General features: G+C 34.1%; 20 protein-coding genes. 13 read left to right on the top strand and 7 right to left on the bottom strand.

The window, feature by feature from the left end; genetic code table 11:
• Positions 1-148 precede the first annotated feature (148 nt).
• Both kynU and GJV76_RS02670 read left to right on the top strand, forming a co-directional pair.
• Complete coding sequence (gene kynU, locus GJV76_RS02675; RefSeq protein WP_155091101.1) at positions 149-1,426, top strand: kynureninase; 1,278 nt, start codon at positions 149-151, stop codon at positions 1,424-1,426.
• 64 nt (positions 1,427-1,490) lie between these two features.
• Positions 1,491-2,576 (top strand): agmatinase family protein, encoded by a 1,086-nt coding sequence (locus GJV76_RS02670; RefSeq protein WP_155091100.1) that lies wholly within the window; start codon positions 1,491-1,493, stop codon positions 2,574-2,576.
• Positions 2,577-2,614: 38 nt separating this feature from the next.
• Here GJV76_RS02670 and GJV76_RS02665 read toward each other — a convergent pair whose 3' ends face one another.
• Positions 2,615-2,776 (bottom strand): hypothetical protein, encoded by a 162-nt coding sequence (locus GJV76_RS02665; protein WP_155091099.1) that lies wholly within the window; start codon positions 2,774-2,776, stop codon positions 2,615-2,617.
• A gap of 110 nt (positions 2,777-2,886) precedes the next feature.
• Between GJV76_RS02665 and GJV76_RS02660 the strand changes: the two genes are divergently transcribed.
• A complete protein-coding gene (locus tag GJV76_RS02660) occupies positions 2,887-4,221 on the top strand; it encodes an FAD-dependent oxidoreductase (protein WP_155091098.1) in 1,335 nt (444 codons plus the stop codon).
• A 35-nt stretch (positions 4,222-4,256) separates the two neighbouring features.
• Here GJV76_RS02660 and GJV76_RS02655 read toward each other — a convergent pair whose 3' ends face one another.
• Complete coding sequence (locus GJV76_RS02655; RefSeq protein WP_155091097.1) at positions 4,257-5,783, bottom strand: helicase HerA-like domain-containing protein; 1,527 nt, start codon at positions 5,781-5,783, stop codon at positions 4,257-4,259.
• A 340-nt stretch (positions 5,784-6,123) separates the two neighbouring features.
• On the opposite strand from GJV76_RS02655, the gene GJV76_RS02650 reads away from it, so the two are divergent.
• The 9 genes from GJV76_RS02650 to GJV76_RS02610 all read left to right on the top strand — a co-directional run bounded on the left by GJV76_RS02650 (position 6,124) and on the right by GJV76_RS02610 (position 13,298).
• Positions 6,124-6,960 (top strand): MotA/TolQ/ExbB proton channel family protein, encoded by an 837-nt coding sequence (locus GJV76_RS02650; protein WP_155091096.1) that lies wholly within the window; start codon positions 6,124-6,126, stop codon positions 6,958-6,960.
• Positions 6,961-7,035: 75 nt separating this feature from the next.
• Positions 7,036-7,653, top strand: a complete 618-nt coding sequence (locus GJV76_RS02645) for an ExbD/TolR family protein (protein WP_155091095.1) — start codon at positions 7,036-7,038, stop codon at positions 7,651-7,653.
• Positions 7,654-7,673: 20 nt separating this feature from the next.
• On the top strand, positions 7,674-8,213 hold the full coding sequence (locus GJV76_RS02640) for an ExbD/TolR family protein (protein WP_155091094.1): 540 nt from the start codon (positions 7,674-7,676) through the stop codon (positions 8,211-8,213).
• Positions 8,214-8,244: 31 nt separating this feature from the next.
• Positions 8,245-9,081: an energy transducer TonB gene (locus GJV76_RS02635; RefSeq protein ID WP_155091093.1), complete on the top strand. Its 837-nt coding sequence runs from the start codon at positions 8,245-8,247 to the stop codon at positions 9,079-9,081.
• 4 nt (positions 9,082-9,085) lie between these two features.
• Positions 9,086-9,301 carry a hypothetical protein gene (locus GJV76_RS02630; RefSeq protein WP_155091092.1) on the top strand — a complete coding sequence of 72 codons (216 nt, stop codon included), beginning with the start codon at positions 9,086-9,088 and terminating at the stop codon, positions 9,299-9,301.
• A gap of 150 nt (positions 9,302-9,451) precedes the next feature.
• Positions 9,452-10,441, top strand: a complete 990-nt coding sequence (locus tag GJV76_RS02625) for a PstS family phosphate ABC transporter substrate-binding protein (RefSeq protein ID WP_155091091.1) — start codon at positions 9,452-9,454, stop codon at positions 10,439-10,441.
• A 26-nt stretch (positions 10,442-10,467) separates the two neighbouring features.
• On the top strand, positions 10,468-12,117 hold the full coding sequence (locus GJV76_RS02620; protein WP_155091090.1) for a tetratricopeptide repeat protein: 1,650 nt from the start codon (positions 10,468-10,470) through the stop codon (positions 12,115-12,117).
• Positions 12,118-12,228: 111 nt separating this feature from the next.
• Entirely contained in the window at positions 12,229-12,861 is a 633-nt protein-coding gene (locus GJV76_RS02615; RefSeq protein ID WP_155091089.1) for a 7-carboxy-7-deazaguanine synthase QueE, read from the top strand.
• 38 nt (positions 12,862-12,899) lie between these two features.
• On the top strand, positions 12,900-13,298 hold the full coding sequence (locus tag GJV76_RS02610; RefSeq protein WP_155091088.1) for a DUF2059 domain-containing protein: 399 nt from the start codon (positions 12,900-12,902) through the stop codon (positions 13,296-13,298).
• A 143-nt stretch (positions 13,299-13,441) separates the two neighbouring features.
• Here the strand turns inward: GJV76_RS02610 and GJV76_RS02605 are convergent, their stop codons facing one another.
• Positions 13,442-14,149, bottom strand: coding sequence for a class I SAM-dependent methyltransferase (locus GJV76_RS02605; RefSeq protein ID WP_155091087.1), 708 nt, complete (start codon positions 14,147-14,149; stop codon positions 13,442-13,444).
• A gap of 57 nt (positions 14,150-14,206) precedes the next feature.
• On the opposite strand from GJV76_RS02605, the gene GJV76_RS02600 reads away from it, so the two are divergent.
• Complete coding sequence (locus tag GJV76_RS02600; RefSeq protein WP_155091086.1) at positions 14,207-14,704, top strand: YkgJ family cysteine cluster protein; 498 nt, start codon at positions 14,207-14,209, stop codon at positions 14,702-14,704.
• A 30-nt stretch (positions 14,705-14,734) separates the two neighbouring features.
• On the opposite strand, the gene GJV76_RS02595 is transcribed toward GJV76_RS02600, so the two are convergent.
• From GJV76_RS02595 to GJV76_RS02580, 4 genes are all read right to left on the bottom strand, one after another.
• Positions 14,735-14,941: a hypothetical protein gene (locus GJV76_RS02595; RefSeq protein WP_155091085.1), complete on the bottom strand. Its 207-nt coding sequence runs from the start codon at positions 14,939-14,941 to the stop codon at positions 14,735-14,737.
• 104 nt (positions 14,942-15,045) lie between these two features.
• Positions 15,046-15,807, bottom strand: a complete 762-nt coding sequence (locus GJV76_RS02590; RefSeq protein ID WP_155091084.1) for a LytR/AlgR family response regulator transcription factor — start codon at positions 15,805-15,807, stop codon at positions 15,046-15,048.
• A 113-nt stretch (positions 15,808-15,920) separates the two neighbouring features.
• A complete protein-coding gene (locus GJV76_RS02585; RefSeq protein WP_155091083.1) occupies positions 15,921-17,246 on the bottom strand; it encodes a RagB/SusD family nutrient uptake outer membrane protein in 1,326 nt (441 codons plus the stop codon).
• A gap of 14 nt (positions 17,247-17,260) precedes the next feature.
• Positions 17,261-20,617, bottom strand: coding sequence for a SusC/RagA family TonB-linked outer membrane protein (locus GJV76_RS02580; RefSeq protein WP_155091082.1), 3,357 nt, complete (start codon positions 20,615-20,617; stop codon positions 17,261-17,263).
• Positions 20,618-20,624: the final 7 nt, after the last annotated feature.

Below are 20,624 nucleotides of genomic sequence, written 5' to 3'. Positions count from 1 at the left end.
TTAAATGATAATTTAAAAAGCCTTTGAGTCTCTCAAAGGCTTTTTTTATGTCAAATACGAAGGAGGGTTTTATCTTATATTTAGGAGTTTGTTTGTTTAAAAAGGATTAAATTTACAGTTAATAGTTATTGAAAACACTCTATATATCATGACTTTTAAGAATATACTTGCTTATGCCAAGAGTTTGGATGAAAAAGATCCCCTTGCTAAGTACAGAAGCGAATTTAACTTTCCAAAAGTAAATGGAAAGGATGCTATTTACTTTACAGGTAATTCGCTTGGATTACAGCCCAAAAGAGCTGTTGAATATGTAAATGAGGTAATGAAGGACTGGGGAGAGTTGGCTGTTGAGGGGCATTTTTATGCTGATAAACCTTGGTGGGATTATCACGAAAGATTTCGTGAGCCTTTAAGTGCAATTGTTGGAGCCCTTCCAGAAGAAATTACAGTTATGAATACACTGACTGTAAATCTGCATTTGATGATGATTTCCTTTTACAAGCCAACAGCACAACGCTATAAAATCATCTGTGAAGAAAAAGCATTTCCCAGTGATCAATATATGATTCAATCTCAAGTGAAGGTACATGGATTAGATCCAAAAGAGACTATTATTGAGGTGAAGCGAAGAAAGGGAGAACACAATTTCAGAACAGAAGATATTTTAGCTGCTATTGAGGAAGCAGGTGAGGAGTTGGCTTTAGTGTTAATGGGCGGACTAAATTACTATACTGGCCAAGTCTTAGATATTGAAAAGATAACTGCTTCTGCTCAAGAACAGGGGGCAAAAGTTGGTTGGGATTTGGCACATGCTGCGGGAAATATTGAATTGAAATTACACGAGTGGAATGTTGACTTTGCAGCATGGTGTAGTTATAAATATATGAATGCTGGACCAGGAAGTGCTTCAGGGTGTTTTGTTCACGAGCGCTACCACGACGATGAAAGTATTGTTCGCCTTGGTGGATGGTGGGGACACAATAAAGAGAAGCGATTTTTAATGGAACAAGATTTTGATCCTATTCACTCTGCTGACGGATGGCAAATAAGTAATCCTTCTATTTTAAGTTTAGCACCCTATTTAGCTTCTGTTGAAATGTTTGCTGAGGTTGGTATGAAGGCTTTGATAGAGAAAAGGGATAAGATAACGGCTTATTTGGAATTTGTACTGCAAGATATTGCAAATGAAGAACAAGCCTCCTATGAAGTAATAACACCTCAAAATTCATCAGAGAGAGGAAGTCAGGTGTCTCTCTTTCTGCATGGCAAGGGTAAGAACTTATTTAAATACCTTATGGAACAAGGAGTTATTGTAGATTGGCGTGAACCGAATGTGGTTAGACTTGCTCCAGTACCACTTTATACTTCTTATGAAGACGTTTTTAATTTTGGACAGATTTTAAAGAAAGCAAGTCGAATAATATAGTTTTAATCAGAGTTTTAGAGATTGAATTATAATTTTAAATTTGCAAAAAATAATAACTATATAGATGTCAACAAAACAGCAAAAGATAGCTAATTTCGATCCTTCTCAACCAGGATTAGCTGATGCAACAATTTATGGGCTTCCATTCACAGCAGATGAGAGTGAGGTAATTGTAGTTCCTGTACCTTGGGAAGTTACAGTAAGTTATGGAGCCGGGGCGTCAGAAGGGCCAGAAGCTATATTAGAAGCTTCTTATCAAGTAGACTTATTACACCAACAATATCCTGATTTATGGAAATTGGGTATTTATATAGATGAAGCTCCAGAACATTGGGCAACAGATAGTGCAAAGTATAAAGAAATGGCTCAGCCAATCATTGAAGCACTTGAGAATGGTGAGAACATTGCGGACTTACCAGAGTTGCAAAAAGATTTAGATACAATTAATGCCGTGTGTGATAAATTTCACAAAGAAGTAGAAGAGAAAGTATCTTACTGGATGGCAAAAGGAAAACGCGTAGTATTATTAGGAGGAGATCACAGTACTCCATTGGGATATTACAATGCATTAGCAAAACATCACGATTCTTTCGGTATTTTACACTTTGATGCGCATATGGATTTAAGAGATGCTTATGAAGGGTTTACGTATTCGCATGCGTCTATTATGTTCAATACTTTAAAATTACCTCAAGTAAAAACAATAGTACAAGTAGGTATTCGCGATTTCTGTGAACAAGAAGTGGCAACAGTAGTAGAAGCTGATGGTAGAGTGCTAGTGCATACTGATGCAGATTTGAAGAAAGATGAGTTTGAAGGAATGAGCTGGAAAGATAAATGTGATCAAATAATTGCTTCATTACCTGAAAAAGTAGCTGTTAGTTTTGATATTGACGCTCTATTAGCATGGTATTGTCCTAATACAGGTACACCAGTACCAGGAGGGTTAACTTATGAACAAGCGACTTATATGATTACTCGATTATCAGAATCTAACAAGCAGATTATTGGAATGGACTTAGTAGAGGTTGCTCCAGGTGATGATGATTGGGATGGTAATGTCGGTGCAAGGCTGCTGTTTCACATGTGTGGCGCTTTTGCTAAATCACAAGGTTTAGCTGTAGGTCAGAAGATAGAGTTTAAGAAATAGTAAAGTTTTATAAAAAAATAAGAGTCCCTTAGGGACTCTTATTTTTTAGGATAGGGATTGATGATTATATTATATATTGCAATACTTATTGCTGCAATTAAAAAGATCTGTTTAAACATACTATCCGTTTTGAATATAAAGTGCATAATATACCAAAAAGATAGTAAGATAGTGGCTGCTGTCCATAGTAAGTGCTTCATTAGGCTTGTGATTTAGGGGGTACTTAAAGGTAGAGAAAGTTTGATTTTTTAGAGAAAGAGTATCAAACAATGTTTCGAGATTTTAATAACAAAACAAATAAAATAAAGGAATGAATAGTATAGCTGTTGTGGGAAGTGGGTTAGTTGGAGTGGTACTGGCAATTAGTTTAAAGCAAAAAGGCTTTGATGTTGTAGTTTATGATAAAAGTATTGATATACGCCATATGGATTTTAAAGGAAGATCAATCAATTTGGCAATGTCTGATAGAGGGTGGAAAACGCTTAGGGAAATCGGTATAGAAGATGAAGTCAAACAATTGGCAATTCCCATGCATAGTCGTGCTATACATACCATAGACAAACAACAGAGTATTCAACCTTATAGCGTAAATGGTGATTCTGCTATCTGGGCAATATCCAGGGGAAATCTCAATAAAGAGTTAATTACTATTGCAGAGCGATTTGGAGTTGAGTTCTGTTTTGATACGCCTATTTGGGATGTGGATTTAGATCAAGGACTTTTGTACACTGCTAAGGAAGAGAGAGATAAGTGGACGTCAATTAAATACGATGTTATTTTTGGTGCCGATGGAGCTTATTCACGCGTTCGCCATAGGATGCAGAAACAAAGTATGTTCGAATATCAGCAGTCTTATTTGGAATTGGGGTATAAAGAGTTTATCATACCTGCAGATGCTGCTGGAAAACACAAACTTTCGCCAAATCTATTCCATATATGGCCGAGAAAGGATTTTATGTTTATCGCTTTAGCTAATACCGATGGTTCATTTACTTGTACGCTGTTTCTACCGTATAAAGGAAAGGTGTCCTTTGAGAGTATTCAGTCCGTTGAGGAAATTGAAGTGTTTTTTGAAACCTTCTTTTCTGAGGTGAAAGAGTTAATTCCTGATTACTTAGCTTTATATCAAGAAAATCCTGTAAATTCATTGGTTACCATGAAATGTTTTCCTTGGGTATATGAAGGTAAAGTTGCCCTGATAGGAGATGCAGCTCATGCTGTAGTGCCGTTTTATGGGCAGGGATTAAATGCAGGTTTGGAAGATATTTATGTTTTAAGTCGAATTATTGACAATTGTACTGAACGCAATTGGAAGGAAGTATTTAAGGCTTATCAGGAAAATCGAAAACCCAATGGGGATGCTATAGCAGAGTTGTCTTATCGCAACTTTGAAGAAATGAGTGCGTCCACGGCAGATACTATGTTTTTGTTGAGGAAGAAAATAGAAGTGAACTTTTCTAAGAAGTACCCTAAACTTTGGCTACCTCTTTACGATAGGGTTACTTTTAGTGATGATAGTTATCTCAAAGCATTAGAAATAGGAGACAAACAAAAGAGTATAATGGATGATATCATGCAAATTGAAGAAATTGCATTGATTTGGGATACGGAAGCGATTGAAAAGGAAATACTAAAAAGATTATAAAAAAAGAGAAGGTAAGAACCTTCTCTTTTTTGCTATTATTTCTTTTTCTTGTTGTTGTTCATCATCTTGTTTAGGATTCCAAAAGCGCCTCTAATGAAGGTAGCACTTGTGACAACTTTTAGAATGCCTTTTGTCAAATCGCTGTTGTCTGACTTAGAACTGGTAGAAGATGTCTTGGAAGGAGTTTTGTTGTTCTCTTTTTCACTTTCTAATTGCTCTAATTTGGCGGTAAGTATTTCATAAGCACTTTCTCTGTCAAAGTATTCGTTGTATTTAGGTGTTAGTTTAGATTTAGATATAATATCATCTATTTCAGCTTGTGACAATATATCCATTCTACTCATTGGAGCTCTCATGGCGCAAACTGCCAAGGGAGTAGGTATCCCTTTTTCGTTTAGTGCTGTAACTAAAGCATCACCTGTTCCCAATTGAGTAATGATCTCATTTGTTTTGTAGAAATCAGTAGAGGGGAAGTTTTCAGATGCTGTTTTGATTGCTTTTCTGTCTTTTTCAGTAAAAGCGCGTAGTGCATGTTGGATTTTTAAGCCCAATTGAGAGAGAACACCATTCGGGATATCTGTGGGATTTTGGGTAATAAAATAGATACCAATACCTTTAGAGCGAATTAGCTTTATAATAGTTTCAATTTGATTGAGTAATGTTTTGCTTGCCTCATTAAAGATCAAGTGAGCTTCATCTATAAAAATTACTAATTCAGGTTGTCCGCTATCCCCTTGTTCTGGCATTTGCGAGTAAACTTGTGCAAGTAAATTAAGCATAAAAGTAGAGAATAACTTAGGTTTGTCTTGAATATCCGTTAGTCTTAAGATATTCACATAACCGAAGCCTCTGTCATCTACACGCATTAAATCTTGAATATCAAAAGAGGGTTCACCAAAGAAAAGTTCTCCTCCTTGCTGTTCGATTTCGATTAGTTTGCGAATAATAGCTCCCGTAGAAGAAGCAGATATTCTACCATAATCGGCTTCTATTTCTTCTTTTCCTTCATTTGTAAGGAATTGTAATGTCTTTTTAAAATCTTTTAAATCTAAAAGTGGTAATTTTTTATCATCACAATATTTGAATATTAGAGATACAATTCCACTTTGAGTTTCATTTAAATCAAGGATTCTACTAAACAGTATTGGACCAAACTCTGTCAAGGTTGCTCTTAGTCGAACTCCATTCTGTTCAGAAATAGTCATCAATTCTACAGGAAAGCTACTCGCAGCAAAAGTTAGGTTCATTTGCGAATGTCTATTCTTAATAAATTCATTTTCTGTACCAGCTTGAGCAATTCCACTGAAGTCTCCTTTGATGTCCATCATTAAAATTGGAATACCTTTTGCAGATAACTGTTCAGATAATACTTGTATAGTTTTGGTTTTACCCGTACCAGTAGCTCCAGCGATAAGTCCGTGTCTATTAATGGTTTTAAGAGGAATATTGATGAAGTGATTAGGCTGAATTTCCTCATTAAATTTGGCAGCACCGATAGTAATAAAATCTCCTTTAAAGGAATATCCACTATTGATTGTCTGGGTGAAGTTTTCTTTTGTCATAACTTAAGTTGAAATGTGAAAAATTTTATACATTAGCACAAAGATAAAAGAAAGAAAAATTATATTTTGTTTAATTTCGAAATGTTAAATTTAAAGGTAATGTAAAAATCTATGTAGATTATTTCATTTAGAGTTGTTATCTTTACCTTTGCTTAACATTTTCTTTTAATACGAGGTTGTTAAATTATATTAGTGTTAAATGAGATGGATTAATTTTAAAAATATTGTTTTTAATTTTTTTATTTCATCTAAAAACATAAATTTGCGACTCTCATATGTTCTAAAAGAGAAAAAAGTAATAAGTAATAATTGAAAAAAAAAGAATTAAATTTTTAAAAAGATGACAAACGTATCAAACGAATCAGTTGAGAAAAAAAGTTCTAGTTCAGGAGCAAGTAGAGTAATTGCATCTGCAGCAGTTGTGCTATGTATATTATTTGGATATGTTATTTGGCAGTATGTAATGGGAGCTCCATCTAACTTTGAGAATGGAGATCCAAATGGACACCCACTTCCAGGAAACTTCATGGGAATGGTTTATAAAGGAGGAATTGTAGTAGCGGCGTTAATTGGATTATTAACAATGACTGTAGTTTTCTCAATTGAGAGATTCTTTGTGATTTCTAAAGCATCAGGAAAAGGAAATGTTGGGAAATTCGTACAAGAAATTCAAGCAAGCATCAATGCTGGTAGAATTAACGAAGCTATGGAAGCATGTGACGCTCAACAAGGGTCAGTTGCTAACGTTGTAAAAGCTGGATTAATTAAATACGAAGAGATGAAAAAAGAAGGTTTTAGTAGTGAAGAAGCTACTGAGGCTATTCAAAAAGAAATCGAGGAAGCTACAACATTAGAGATGCCAATGTTAGAGAGAAATATGATTGTATTAGCTACATTAGTATCTATTGGTACGTTAGTTGGATTATTAGGAACAGTAACAGGTATGATTAAAGCGTTCTCTGCTTTAGCAACTTCTGGTACTCCTGACTCAGCTGCATTAGCAACAGGTATTTCTGAAGCGTTAGTATGTACTGCAACAGGTATTGGTACTTCTACATTAGCAATCGTAATGTATAACTCATTTACTACAAAAATTGATAGATTAACTTACTCTATTGACGAAGCTGGTTTTGCTATTACTCAATCTTACAGAAGATTCAAAGGGTTAGTAAAATAATTAAAGGTTAAGTTAAATAAAGTATTAATAGATTGGGATTTGCCTTTGGCAAAACTTAATCAAAAGATCTAATCAATGGCAAAAGGTAAAATGAAAAAGAAAAGTATGAGAGTGGATATGACCGCGATGTGTGACGTGTCTTTCCTACTTTTGACTTTCTTCGTATTAACTTCTACAGCTAAACTTCCGGAGCCATTACCAGTAGATACACCAAATTCGACAGTTCAAACTAAATTACCTGAAAGTAACTTAGCTACTGTAACACTTGGTGAAGGTAAAGTATTCTTTGGAGTATTAGGAAAAGAAGATCGTAAAGCTACTCTTGAAAAAATGGGTGAGCGTTACAATATTACTTTTAGTGAGGATGAGAAGCTAGCATTTTCATATTTGGAGGGAATCGGTTCTCCAATGAATGAATTAAAAAGCTTTCTAAGTTTGCCAGCTGATGTTCGTACAAAACAAAGTGCATCACAAAGTGGTATACCTACAGATTCACTAAATAACCAATTAAAAGATTGGGTTCAATGTGCACGTCTTGTTGCCAAAGAAAAGAATGAACTTGTCTTAAACGTTGCTATCAAAGGGGATGCTGAAGAAGAATTCCCTCAAGTTAAAAAAGTTATGAACATTCTTCAGGAGCAAAGAGTAAACAAGTTTTTCTTGGTTACAGGTTTGAGAAATGAAGATTTTTAATCATTAAAAAGATACTGTAAATGGCTGAATTAAATACAGGTGGTGGCGACAAGGATAAAAAAGTAAGAAGTAAGAAACAAAATGCCGGAGTTGACTTAACAGCGATGGTTGACTTAGCATTCTTATTGATTACATTCTTTATGTTGACAACATCAATGAATAAGCCTCAATCAATGAACTTGGCGATGCCTGATAAATCTGAAGATATTCCTAAAGAGGAAAAAATTAAGGTTGATGAGAATCGTACAATGACTGTTCTAATTGGAGGTGATAATAAAATGAAGTGGTATATGGGGATGCCTGGTACACCACTTGAAGGACCTACAGAATCTTCTTATGGAAAAGAAGGAATAAGAAAAGTCCTACTTGAGAAAGATAAGCAAGCTAAAGCTTATTCTCAAGACGTAGAAAAAGGATTGATTGTTATTATTAAAGCAAGTGATAAAGCAAATTATAGCAACTTAATCGATATTTTGGACGAAATGGCTATCACGAACATAGGAACCTATGCTATTGTAGACATTACTCCAGAAGAAGTTGAAATGTTAGGTGAGAATTAATAAACGTCCTTAAGGATAAATAAAAGAAATTATGTCAAAATTAAATATCTTTAAAAAAGATTGGCTTGATATCGTTTTCGAAGGACGTAACAAATCTTACGGAGCATATCAGCTTAGAGCTACTAACCCTACAGTGACCACTTTTTCTTTGATAGGAGGTATTGCTTTCTTTACGTTAGCAGTTTTTTCTCCAAAGATTTTTGGTGAATTAGGGAAAGAGCGAAATAAAGGAATTGATAAGGAGGTTGTGATTCAGACAATTGAAATGCCTGATGTGGAGTTACCACCACCGCCACCGCCACCACCACCAGTTGAGGATGTTCCACCACCGCCACCTCCAGCAGTGAAGTCGGTAAACGATACTAAAAAGTTTACAGACCCTGTAGTTGATACTAAGGAGAATGCGAATGAAGAACCACCAAAACAAAAAGATTTCAAAGACGATGTTGATCCTGGAGCTAAAGACGCTGAAGGAGATAAAAAACACGGTGAAATTAAAACTGGTGAGAAAACTGGTGACGCAAATAAAGAGGATAAAGTAGAAACAGATGAAAATACAGTATTCGTTGCTGTACAAGTTCAAGCTTCTTATCCTGGAGGTATGCCAGCTTTCCAAAAACAATTTGTTAGTAGATTTAGAACACCAGATATTGATTCATCTACTAAGCGTATTCAAGTTATTGTTCAGTTTATCGTAGAGAAGGACGGTTCATTAACTGATATCAAAGTTCTTCGTGACCCTGGTTACGGAGCTGGTAAAGAGGCAGTGCGTGTTCTTAATGGTATGCCAAAATGGAAACCTGCACAACAAAACGGTAGAACAGTACGTTCTCAGTTTACATTACCTATTACAATTCAAGTACAATAATCGTATGTTGAAAAATAAATTTGAACAGAAATCGCTATTGCAGCGATTTCTGTTTCTTTTTGGCTTCTGTTTTTTTTTATTGTATGTCGGACTCGGCATTACTTTAATCGTATGGAAGGATATGCCTATAGCTTTAGAATATAATAATCGTATGCTATTTGGTATTTTATTAATTGTTTACGGAGTATTTAGATTCATCCGTTTAAGGCAAGAGAATTAGAATTATTAGAAATAGTAAAAAGGGGACCTGTTTAGGTGCCCTTTTTTACTTTATGCTTTTGTTAAATCATTCTATTTAAGGATGTTTTCTTATAAATCTTTTTATCTTTATAGAACTTAGATTGGTTTAAGTTTGTAATAAAGATTATTTATGAATAGAGTAGTGCTCAAAAGAGCTCGTTTTATCTTGACAATATGTTTGTTAGGATTAGGATTTGCACAGTGTAAAAGTGATAAAAAAAGTGGTTTGGGGTCTAATGATACCAAGGAAATTAACTTTGAAGAGATCGAGGAGACACCAGTTTCTGGAAAGATTTCTATTCTGGTAGAGGAATCTGTATTTCCAATTACAGAGGATGTGGCAAGAGTTTTTGAACATGAATACACACGTGCTAAAGTTGACTTAATTTCAAAACCCCAACAAGAGATATTAAGTATGATGCTCAAAGATTCATTGAGAGTAGCTATTCTTCCACGTGACTTAAATGAACAAGAACTTGCTTTTTTTGTTGGAAAAGTTACGCCTAAACGCACACATTTTGCCACGGATGCTATTGTATTTGTTACCAGTAAAAGCTTTAAAGATTCTGTTGTAGATTATGATCGCGTTTTGAAGAACTTGGTTAAGAGCGATTATCTAAGAGATACGAAAGATTTGCAATCTGAGTTAGTGAAAGATCCTATTTTGGTATTTGATCATTATAGTTCTTCGGTATCTGCCGCTTTTAGAGAAGCAACAGGAAGTAGAGATTTTCCGAAGGATTATGCCTATTTTTTACCATCAACTAAGGATGTTGTCAAATATGTAAATGAGAATCCAAATGCAATCGGTGTTATTGGGCTAAATTGGTTGGTTCAACCTGATGGTGAGTTAAAAGATGTACTTAAGAATATTAAGGTTTTAGGTGTAAAGAATAAGGAGGACGGTATCTATTATAAGGCGAGTCAAAATAATATAGCCGAAGGAAAGTATCCTTTAACTCGTAAGATATACGTGATAGATACGCAAGGTAAATCGGGATTAGGTGTTGGTTTTGCATCTTATATCGCTGGGTATAAAGGGCAGAGAATAGTACTTAAGTCAGGTTTGGTTCCATTTAAAACCCCGCCAAGAGAACTTAACGTTCGCAATGAATTATAAATCAGAATTAATAAACACACTATATCATGACTAAACACAATAAGTTATCACTTACTTTATTAATTGGCGCTTTGTGTAGTACTGGTGCACTTCATGCACAGGACTTAGCAGAGGCAAAGAAAGCCATAAAAGGAGATCAACTAGATAAGGCAAAGCATATTTTAAAAAATTTGATTGATAGTAAACCTAATGAAGGTGAGAACTATTATTATTTAGGAGATATTTATTTGCAAGAATCTCAAGTTGATTCGGCTAAGTACTTTTTTAATCAAGGTGTCTCTGTTAAGAAAAAGGGATCTTTAAATTATATTGGTTTAGGGCAAATCGATCTTGATTCATCGAATTTAACTGAAGCAAAAGACAAATTTGCTAAGGCTGAGAAAGAAATGAGAAAGAAAGACTACCATGAACAGTTACTTGTGGCAGCAGCTTATTTGAATTCGAAGAACCCAAATGTTGAAGAAGCAGAGCGCATAGCTAAAAAAGTGTTGGAGCAAGACTATCAGAATGCTTACGCTTTTTTCATTGTAGCTAAAGCTAATTTGGCTAAAAGCAATTATAATGAAGCATATGCTGCTTTTAGCGATGCCGCTATATTAGATCCTAATTTATTAGAGGCTCGTATGGAGCTTGCAATTATTACTAAACGTACAAGGGCTTTTAAAGAAGCAATTAATTCTTTAAATGAAATTAATAAGGAGTTTCCGGATTATGCACCTGTTTACAGAGAGATTGCAGATACTTATTACTTATGGTCGACTACAAATAAAGCTGATGAAAGCGATTTATTGGCTAAGGCAAATGACAACTATAAGAAGTATGTTAGTGCTACTGATAATTCTTTAGAGGCTAAGATGAGATATGCTAAGTTTTTAGCGCAATCAAATAATTATAAAGAGTTAGAGATACTTGCTGAAGATTTAGTAAAGTCTAAAGGAGTAAATGATAGAGTATATGAGTATTTAGCTGTGGCTACTTTTAATAATGGCAATTATGCGAAGAGTAGTACTGCTATTGAAAGTATAAAAAACAAGTCTGCAGAGAATTACCTGCAATTAGGTATCAGCTATTTAAAGCAAGGACAGCATACATACAGTAAAGGTATCGAAAGCTTAAAGAAAGCGGTTCAAGTGGATTCAAAAATAGCATCTTCTTTTAATACTTATGGAATAGAGCTTTTTAGAGCTGATAAGTTTCAAGAAGCTATTGATTTGCTAAGTATCTCTGCTGAAGTTAAGGATCAAAGCAATTATAGTTACGATAACTATTATATCGCTTATTGTTATTATTCTTTAGGATTAGATATGAAAGAAGGTCAGGAAGATTACATGAAACAAGCGGTTAAATACTTTGATCGAACTATTGCAAGTGCTCCTAATATTACTGAATCTTATTTTTTCCAAGCGAGAGCATATCGCAATATAAATAGCGAAGAAGCATACGAAGCGCGTTTCAAAGCTTATCAAACATTTGAGAAGGTTGTTTTAGCTAATAGCAAGGAGACGGAACTATCAGATAGTGATAAGAGTCGTTTAGTTGAAGCTTATAATGCTATGGGGGCTTATTATGCTAACATAGATGATATTTCTAATGCAAAAGATATGTTTAATAAGACATTGCAATATGAAGCAAACAATGAATTTGCAGTACAGACATTAAAGGCAATTTCGAATTAAGTGTTATAATTTTAAAAAACTTATTTGTATTCTAACAAATAAGTTTTTTTTATTTAGGAAGTTTATACCTTGAATATGCTTTATCTTTGTAACCATTAAGAAGATTAGAATATGTTACAAGAAGAACGTAATCTTGCGTTACAAGAGGGTAGAGTATTGCCATTAATGGAGGAGTTTTATACTATTCAAGGAGAAGGATTTTATTCGGGAAGTGCTGCTTATTTTATACGTTTAGGGGGATGTGATGTTGGTTGTCATTGGTGTGATGTTAAGGAAAGCTGGGACCCAGAATTACATCCATTAACTAAGATTGAAGATATCGTCGCTAATGCTTCGTCAGAGGCAAAATTGGCTGTAATAACAGGAGGAGAACCTCTTATGTACAATTTAGATTACTTAACTTCTAAATTGAAAGAAGCAGGTATGCAGACTAATATTGAGACTTCTGGTGCTTACGAAATGTCTGGAGATTTTGATTGGGTTTGTTTATCGCCTAAGAAAACTAAATTGCCTACTGAGAGCGCTTATGCTGCAGCGAGTGAGTTAAAAGTTGTAATTTATAATAAACACGACTTCATCTTTGCTGAAGAACAAGCTGCAAAGGTAAATCCTAATGCTTTGCTTTTACTCCAAACTGAATGGGGTAAACGCCAGGAGATGATGCCACTTATTATAGAATACGTTAAGAATAATCCCAAATGGAGAATCTCTTTACAAACACATAAGTATTTAGATATCCCTTAATATGTATTTCATTTACCAATTATAAAAATTAATTTAATATGAGAAAACTACTATTTACTTTTGTTGTAATCTTCGCATCTCAAGTGAGTTTTGCACAAGATTTCAAAACTGATACTAAGAAGTATATGGATATGAGTGGGCAACTTGCAATCTTTGAAAAACTTACAAGTCAGTTAGAAGAAAATATACCATCAGACAAAAGAGCAGATTTTAGAAAAGATCTAAATGCAAGCTTGAATGTATTAAAAGATAAGATGGCTGATTTGTATATGAGTGAGTTTACACATCAGGATGTAAAAGACCTAATCCAATTTTATGAAACACCTTTGGGAAAGAAACTTTCAACTAAGAGTACAATATTAATGGAAAAGGGTGAAAAAGTAGGTCAGGAATGGGCTATGGGATTACAGGGAATTATGATGAAGTATATGCAATAAAATAGAAAAAGAGGAACTAAGTTTCCTCTTTTTTATTTTGTCAAACCTACTGTATATGGCAATAAAAGGAAAATCACTTTTAATCGTGATAAGCACAACTTTACTGCGATGAGCAGGAAATGGTGAATCGTATTGAATTACAATTAGATATATAGCTTAGCTAAGTAATCACAATTGTCTCCTTCGTAAATTAAATCACATTCAAAACCATTTGCATGGGCAGCATTTTGCAAGGTGTTATAGTCCAGGTATAACCAATTAAATGGATTGTCAATTTCCCCTTTGTATTCAACTGTAAAGGTTAATTCTCCATAATAATCTTTGTTCTCCATTGGTATCCACACGCCGCCATCTTCATCTGTATCAAACATATAAATCAAGTCAGAACTGTCTATTAATATTTGTCCACCTGGATTCAATAACGTCTTTAAATGTGTGAGGTATTTTGTTGTATTTATAAGTTTACCAAATATCCCTGTTCCATTCATTAACAGCAGTATAGTATCGAAAGTTTCGTCTTTTAAATCTAAAATATCTTTTACTTCAGCAGCTTGTATTCCTCTCAAGCGACAAGCTTCAATTGAATTTGGTGATATATCAATGGCTTTTACATCGAAGCCTTTCTTGATTAAATGCAAGGAATGAGCTCCAGCACCGCAACCTACATCAAGTATCTTTCCCTTAGCTAAATCAAGTGCTTTTTGTTCGATTTTAGGCATTTCTTCATATTTTCTAAAGAGATAATTAATATCCATTTCTTCAGATTCAGAAATGTCTGTTTCTGTGATTATATTCTGTGGATTATTATTTGTTTGGAAATCTAAAATTGCCTTACCTAATAAATCTTTCATTGTAATTATTGTAAATAAATTAAATGGAGGTTGTAAATTTGCATCAAAATTTAGTTGATGGATAAAGTATTAAAACAACTTCCTACACTCGCCAAAGATAAGCATAACGAGAATAAAAAGTATTTCGATAAGTTAAAAAAGAAACCTCCTAAGGATCTCGATTACAAAATGGAAGAAATACACGAACAAGTTTTTGATCGAATAGATTGTTTGAGCTGTGCCAATTGCTGTAAAACTACTGGACCTCTTTTTACCAATGCCGACATTGAAAGAATAGCAAAGCACCTGAGATTAAAACCCCAACAGTTTATCGATCAGTATTTGCGTATTGATGAAGATAGGGATTATGTTTTACAAAGTGTACCTTGTACTTTTTTGGATGCTGATAATTATTGCATGATTTACGATGTAAGACCAAAAGCTTGTCGAGAATACCCCCATACAGATCGCAAAAAGTTTAATCAAATAACCAATCTAACTTTAAAGAATGTAGCTATTTGTCCTGCTGCTTTTGAAGTTGTAGAGGAAATGAAAAAAAGAATAGCCTTAAAATAATTATTATTTTAAGGCTATTCTTTTTATTTTTTAAATGAAGAAATGTTCTTCTTCTAATAATTGTAATTCTTCTTCTGTGTATTCATCTACTTTCTTTGTAAAGTATTCTACGTACTCTAAAATTAAGTCTTTTAGTTTTTCAAAAAATGCAACCGCATTACTTAAAAAGCCTTTGATTCTATCAAACCAAGCAAGAATACAATCCACCCAGTTGATTAAACGATCTCCTATGTTCATAGTTGTTTTATTAGTGTATTTGTTAGTTGATAATATTCCAAATATAATAAATTAAAATGCGAATAGTTTATAAAATTAATATAAAGTTATTGAAATATTAGTAGTTAACTTAACCATGCTTTAAGCTCGTGAATCTGTGATTTACTCACGAGTATAGGACTTTCCTCTTCGGGATTTGGCTGTAGTTTTATCTCAATTTTTTGGCTATTGTGTTTAATTATTTCGCTTACTGAATTTATATTAACAATGTATTTTCTATTGATTTTAAAGAAGTAATCTGTGTCTAACTTTTTAATTACGTCTTTTAAAGTGTCATCGTATATATAACTATTGTTGTCAAAAGTATGTAAGAATAAATGCTTTCCTTCCGCAACAAAATAGGCAATGTGGTTTGATTCAATAGATTTTAATTTATGACCATTGTGTACTAAGAAGCGCTTTCTAATTTCAGAACTATTTTCTTCATCCAATAAAACTAGACTTTTAAGCGTATTATCAACTTCAAATTGCTTTACAATATTGTGAAACTTCTGCAATGCTTCCTCTAATTCTTCCATTGTGAAAGGCTTGAGTATATAGTCTATTGTAAACTGTTTAAATACTTGTATAGCATATGAATCATAGGCTGTTACAAAGATTATTGGGCTCTTTACTTCTACGTTTTCGAAGATTTCAAGACTTTTGCCATCGCCTAAGTGAATGTCCATGAAGATTAAGTCGACCTTGTTCACTAAGAAAAAGCGAGTAGCTTCCTGAACTGAAGACAGTAAAGTAATATCTGTGATATGGATAATATCTTGTCTTTCTAAAAGGCTTTTTAGGTAGTTTGAAGCCAAGCTCTCATCTTCTACTATAGCTATTCTCATTTGTGACTTAATTTGATCACAAAATTAAGAAAATTAATTTTATATCATTATAGTCAATTAAGAACATAAAAAAAACTACTCTAAAGATAGAGTAGTTTTTAAGGCGTGTTTGGCTATAAATTTGGATTGCTTTGTTTTGCTGTTTTTGGAAAAGGTAAAGTATACCTTATATCGTTTTCGACAAGTCTGTAAACTTTCCCATCTAATTCGTGAATGATTTCTTTTTGATTTAATCGTCTTAAATCAAACCAACGATGTCCTTCGAATGCAAACTCTCTGAATCGCTCTTCTAAGATAAAATCTAAAAATTGCGCTTGATTAAAATTAGATATCTTTGAAAGTAGTTTAGTAGCAGCATCGCTTTTATAGCGTTTAGCTATCAGTGACTCTAAAGCTTCTTTTGCTTCAGCTAAGCGATTTAATTGTACTAATGCTTCTGCTTTGATCATGTATAATTCAGCAGTTCTAAAAGATACTTTTCTGTCTTTTAAACCAGTTTTTTCTACTGTTAATTTATCTCCTGATTTTGAAAAGTAACTTGTGAATCTCAAATCGTTTTCTTGATCATACGCTTGAATTAAATCTTTTGATACATAAGCAATATTTCTAAACTGACCATCAAGAGCGTCTTCTAATGCTAAGATTGACTCTACACTTGTGATTGAAGTCACAGGTGTTTTATTGTCTTGATTCAAATCTTGTAATTGATGCTTATAAGTCAATGCTTCTTCAGCACTTTTTAACGCATCTTCATAGTTTCTTTGATAAAGGTGTACGCGAGCTTCTAAGGCTAAAATTGCTGGTCTTGTAAAACGGTAATTTTTCCCCACTTCATAATTGTCCACTTGAATGTGTTCTTTTGCACGCTGGATGTCACTGTGAATTTGAGCATATACTTCAGCTACAGTGTTAGGAGATTTGAATTCTTCTATCTGAACTTCATTTTCAATTACAATACCTCTTTCATGCCCAGCAGTTTCTTTGTCATATGTTTTAGCATAAAGGTTTACCAAATCAAAGTTAGCCATTGCCTTTAAGGCATAGTACTCAGCTAATAACTGTTCTTTAGCACTTCCAGGCTCCATAGTCTTTACTCCTTCAAGAGTCGCGTGATTAGCGTAAAATACTATTTTATAAAAACTCTCATATGGAAACTCTTGTGTGGAGTTGTCTGCATTTTGATCATTGAATCTGTATATCTCTCTAACAGAAGTAAGAAATGTATTTTCTTCTGTGTATAAGACTACTTCATCAGTACGAGTAGTAGCTAATGATTTATGCTTAGGATAAGCATCGTAAGCCGAAGTGATGAGTTTTCTAAAATCATCTACTGTCTTAGGTATTACTTTTCCCTTTGGTTCTATATCTAAGAATTTATCACAGCTCGATGTTGTTAGAGCTAATGTGATACAACTCATTATTAATACTATTTTTTTCATTTTGTTTCAGGTTGTTAGAAGCTTATGTTTAATCCTATTGATACAGACTTTTGTATTGGCTGAGTATATATGTTTCCATAAGTCTCAGGGTCAAAATAACCTTTGTAATCACTTCCAAATACAAATAAGTTTCTTCCCTCAATAGTGATTTTAGCATTGTCAATTCTCATTTTACTCATGACCTCTTTAGGGAATGTGTACCCTAAACGAATACTGCTGATACGGATATAGCTTACCTCTTTAGTCCAAATGTCAAGGTTCTTGTATGCGTTTCCTGCATCAATTCCTCCGAAGTACTTCGATAACATCCACATGTCGTTTGTTGCTCCATAGTTACCATTGTTATCATCTGGTGTCAAGTTAGGCATTGATCCATTTGGATTCTCAGGTGTTTTCATATCTAAGATTTCTCTTGAATAGTTATGACCTGGATCCAGTAATGAAATATCGTATGAAGGTGCTCTTTTTACAGTTTGTTTTATACTAAAAGCAGCAGAGATATTCAAATCGAAATTCTTGTATCTAAAGTTGTTGATGATACCTCCTGTAAACTTAGGATCTGCATCTCCAGCATAGCTATATAGGTTTCTATATTCTTCAGCTGTTAGGTCTGATCCTACAAGATATCCTGGCATAATATCTTCCATTTCATCTTTTAGTTTAAAGAACTCTACTCCTGAAACTTTATTTCCATCTTTCCAGAATAGTATATTTCCTTGATCATCTAAACCTGCAGTTTTAATTACAAATACTGAGTTTACTGGTAATCCTTCTCTTGAAGGTAAAAAGCTATTCTCACTAATCATGATTCGGTCAACATTGCTCTTATTACGAGCCAAGTTGATTGTTGTACTCCATGAGAAATCAGGTGTAGCTATGTTACGTGTGGTTACCGAAACCTCAAAACCTTTATTGGTTACTTGAGCCCAGTTCATTTGTGTAAAAGCAAAACCTGTTTCAAGTGGCAATGCTCTCAATCCGATTAAGTCTGTACTCTTACGGTTGTATGCATCAAATTCAAAAGCAATTCTGTTATTGAATAAACCTAAATCTAAACCAACGTTTGTATTAGTTGTTTTTTCCCAGCGCAATGTTCCGTTAGGAGGATTTGTAACCTGGATATTTGACTCTGAATATCCTGGTAGAATTTCACTTTTGTTGTATTCTCCAATTACAAAAGGAGATGTTGTTTTATCTATGTTTCCTTGTAACCCATAGGATGCACGTAAACGCAAGTTGTTAATAAACTCAACGTTTTCCATGAACTTCTCATTGCTTACTGCCCATGATCCTGAAATAGCCCATAGTGGCACATATTTGTATTTTGGATCTACTCCGAATAGGTTAGAACCATCATATCTCACACTACCAAAAATGGTGTACTTACGGTCAAAAGTATATGCCGCTGTCGCAAAGAAAGAAGCAAATGCATCATTCGCTCTGGTCTTTCTATACGTTTCGTATTTGTTTTTATCTCCTTGCCCAATACTCTCAGGAAACAGAATTTGTTGTGTTTGCAGGGTATTAGGATCATAACCATATCCCTTTGACTTGATAATTGTGTTTTCTGTTTCGCGAATCTCCATACCTGCCATAACATCTACTTCGTGTTTGTCGTTGAATATAGCATTGTATGTTGCTTGAGTCTTCCAGTTGTACTGGAACAATTCGTTGTTGAAGTTCTCAATTACTCCACCATCAGGTAAGAAGTATTTTGTTTCTCCATTTTGTCTATATCTCGTTCCTTCTCTGAGTACACGAGTAGAATAGGTTTCTTGTCCTAAGTATTTTTCAGTGTCACTTTTGTCTAATTGTAAACCAAATTGTGATGTTACTTTAAGATCTTCAAGTATTTTATACTCTAAGTCAAATACTGCTTTGATAGACTTAGTCTTTAAATCATAGCTTGTGTTTGCTCTTTCTTCTAAGAAGTTAAACGGAATATAGTTTCCGTCAAATCCATCAATATCTTTATCGTAATTGTAACTTCCATCGGCATTGTAAGGTGTTAAATATGGATTAGCATTACGTGAATATACGCTTGGACTAATATTCGCATTTATGTCAGTAACAAAATTCTCCTTGATAGAGTAAGTTCCGAATACTGCCACTCCTGCTTTAAACCTATCTGTCAATTGATAGTTGTTTTTGAAAGTTAAGTTGTAACGCTCAAATCCTGTACCTATCGTAGCTCCTTTTTCATCGTAGTAACCTAAAGAGAAGTAGTAATCTGAATGGTCATTTCCTCCAGATAAGCTCAATCCATACTGTTGGTTCACAGTTGCACGATACAACTCATTCCCCCAATTTGTATTTGTATTTCTTAAATTATTAATGCCATTTTGAGAAGCTAATGAGATTGCTCCAATACCTCCTTGACGGTAAGCATCTAAATCGTTGTTTTGGTTTAAGATGCGCATTACTTCACCTTGTCCAGAACGCAAGTTATTGATGTCTTGTCTTCCTGCTAACATTAATTCTAAATCAACTTTTTCAGACGAGTTCATCATGTTTAATTTAGAGAATCTCGGTCTTTCGTTGATAAATGTATTTGCAGTGAAGTTAACCTTCATAGGTCCTTTTTTACCTTTTTTAGTCGTAATAACGATTACTCCATTGGCAGCTCTTGCTCCGTAGATTGCTGTTGCTGATGCATCTTTTAGAATAGTAATATCTTGAATGTCATCTGGGTTTAGACCGGCAATTGAAAAGTTTTGCAACTGATCAATATTGTCTTTATCGTTAAAATTAGGTACGTCATTACCTTCTAATGGCATACCGTCAACTACCCATAATGGATCTTGAGGCCCATTTAAAGAAGCTGTACCACGTATTCTAATTTTTGTTGGTCCTCCTGGTGAACCTGTAAGTGGTGTAACGGCAACACCTGCAATCTGTCCTGTTAACATTTGGTCAACGCTGGCTACACCTACTTGGTTAATATCCGACATTCCTATCTGCGCAACTGATGAAGTAAGTTTTCTTTTTTCAATTGTTTGATATCCAGTTACAACCACTTCACTTAACATATTTGTGTCACTACCAAGAAGTATAGTATAGCTGTCTTTTGTCGTTAAGTTTACCAGTTTAGATTCATATCCAATGTAACTTACGCGTATCGCTTTTGTATTAGTAGGAACTTCAAGTTTGAAGTTCCCATCCATATCTGTCATTGTACCAATACTGGTACTTTCTATAATTCCTTTTTGTGCAGTCTCGTTCGAAACAGTCTGTGTTTCTACGATAATGGATGCCCCTGGTAAACTTAATTTATCCGTAGCATCTGCAACAAAACCTGTAATCACTCTTTTCTCTTGTGCAAAAGTCAGAGAGAACGTTAGAAGTGAAAATAAAAGAAAAAGTTTCTTCATTGTTTGT

This window comes from Myroides albus (assembly GCF_009711045.1).
Classification (GTDB): domain Bacteria; phylum Bacteroidota; class Bacteroidia; order Flavobacteriales; family Flavobacteriaceae; genus Flavobacterium; species Flavobacterium album_A.
This window is presented reverse-complemented; position numbering and strand designations above follow the sequence as displayed.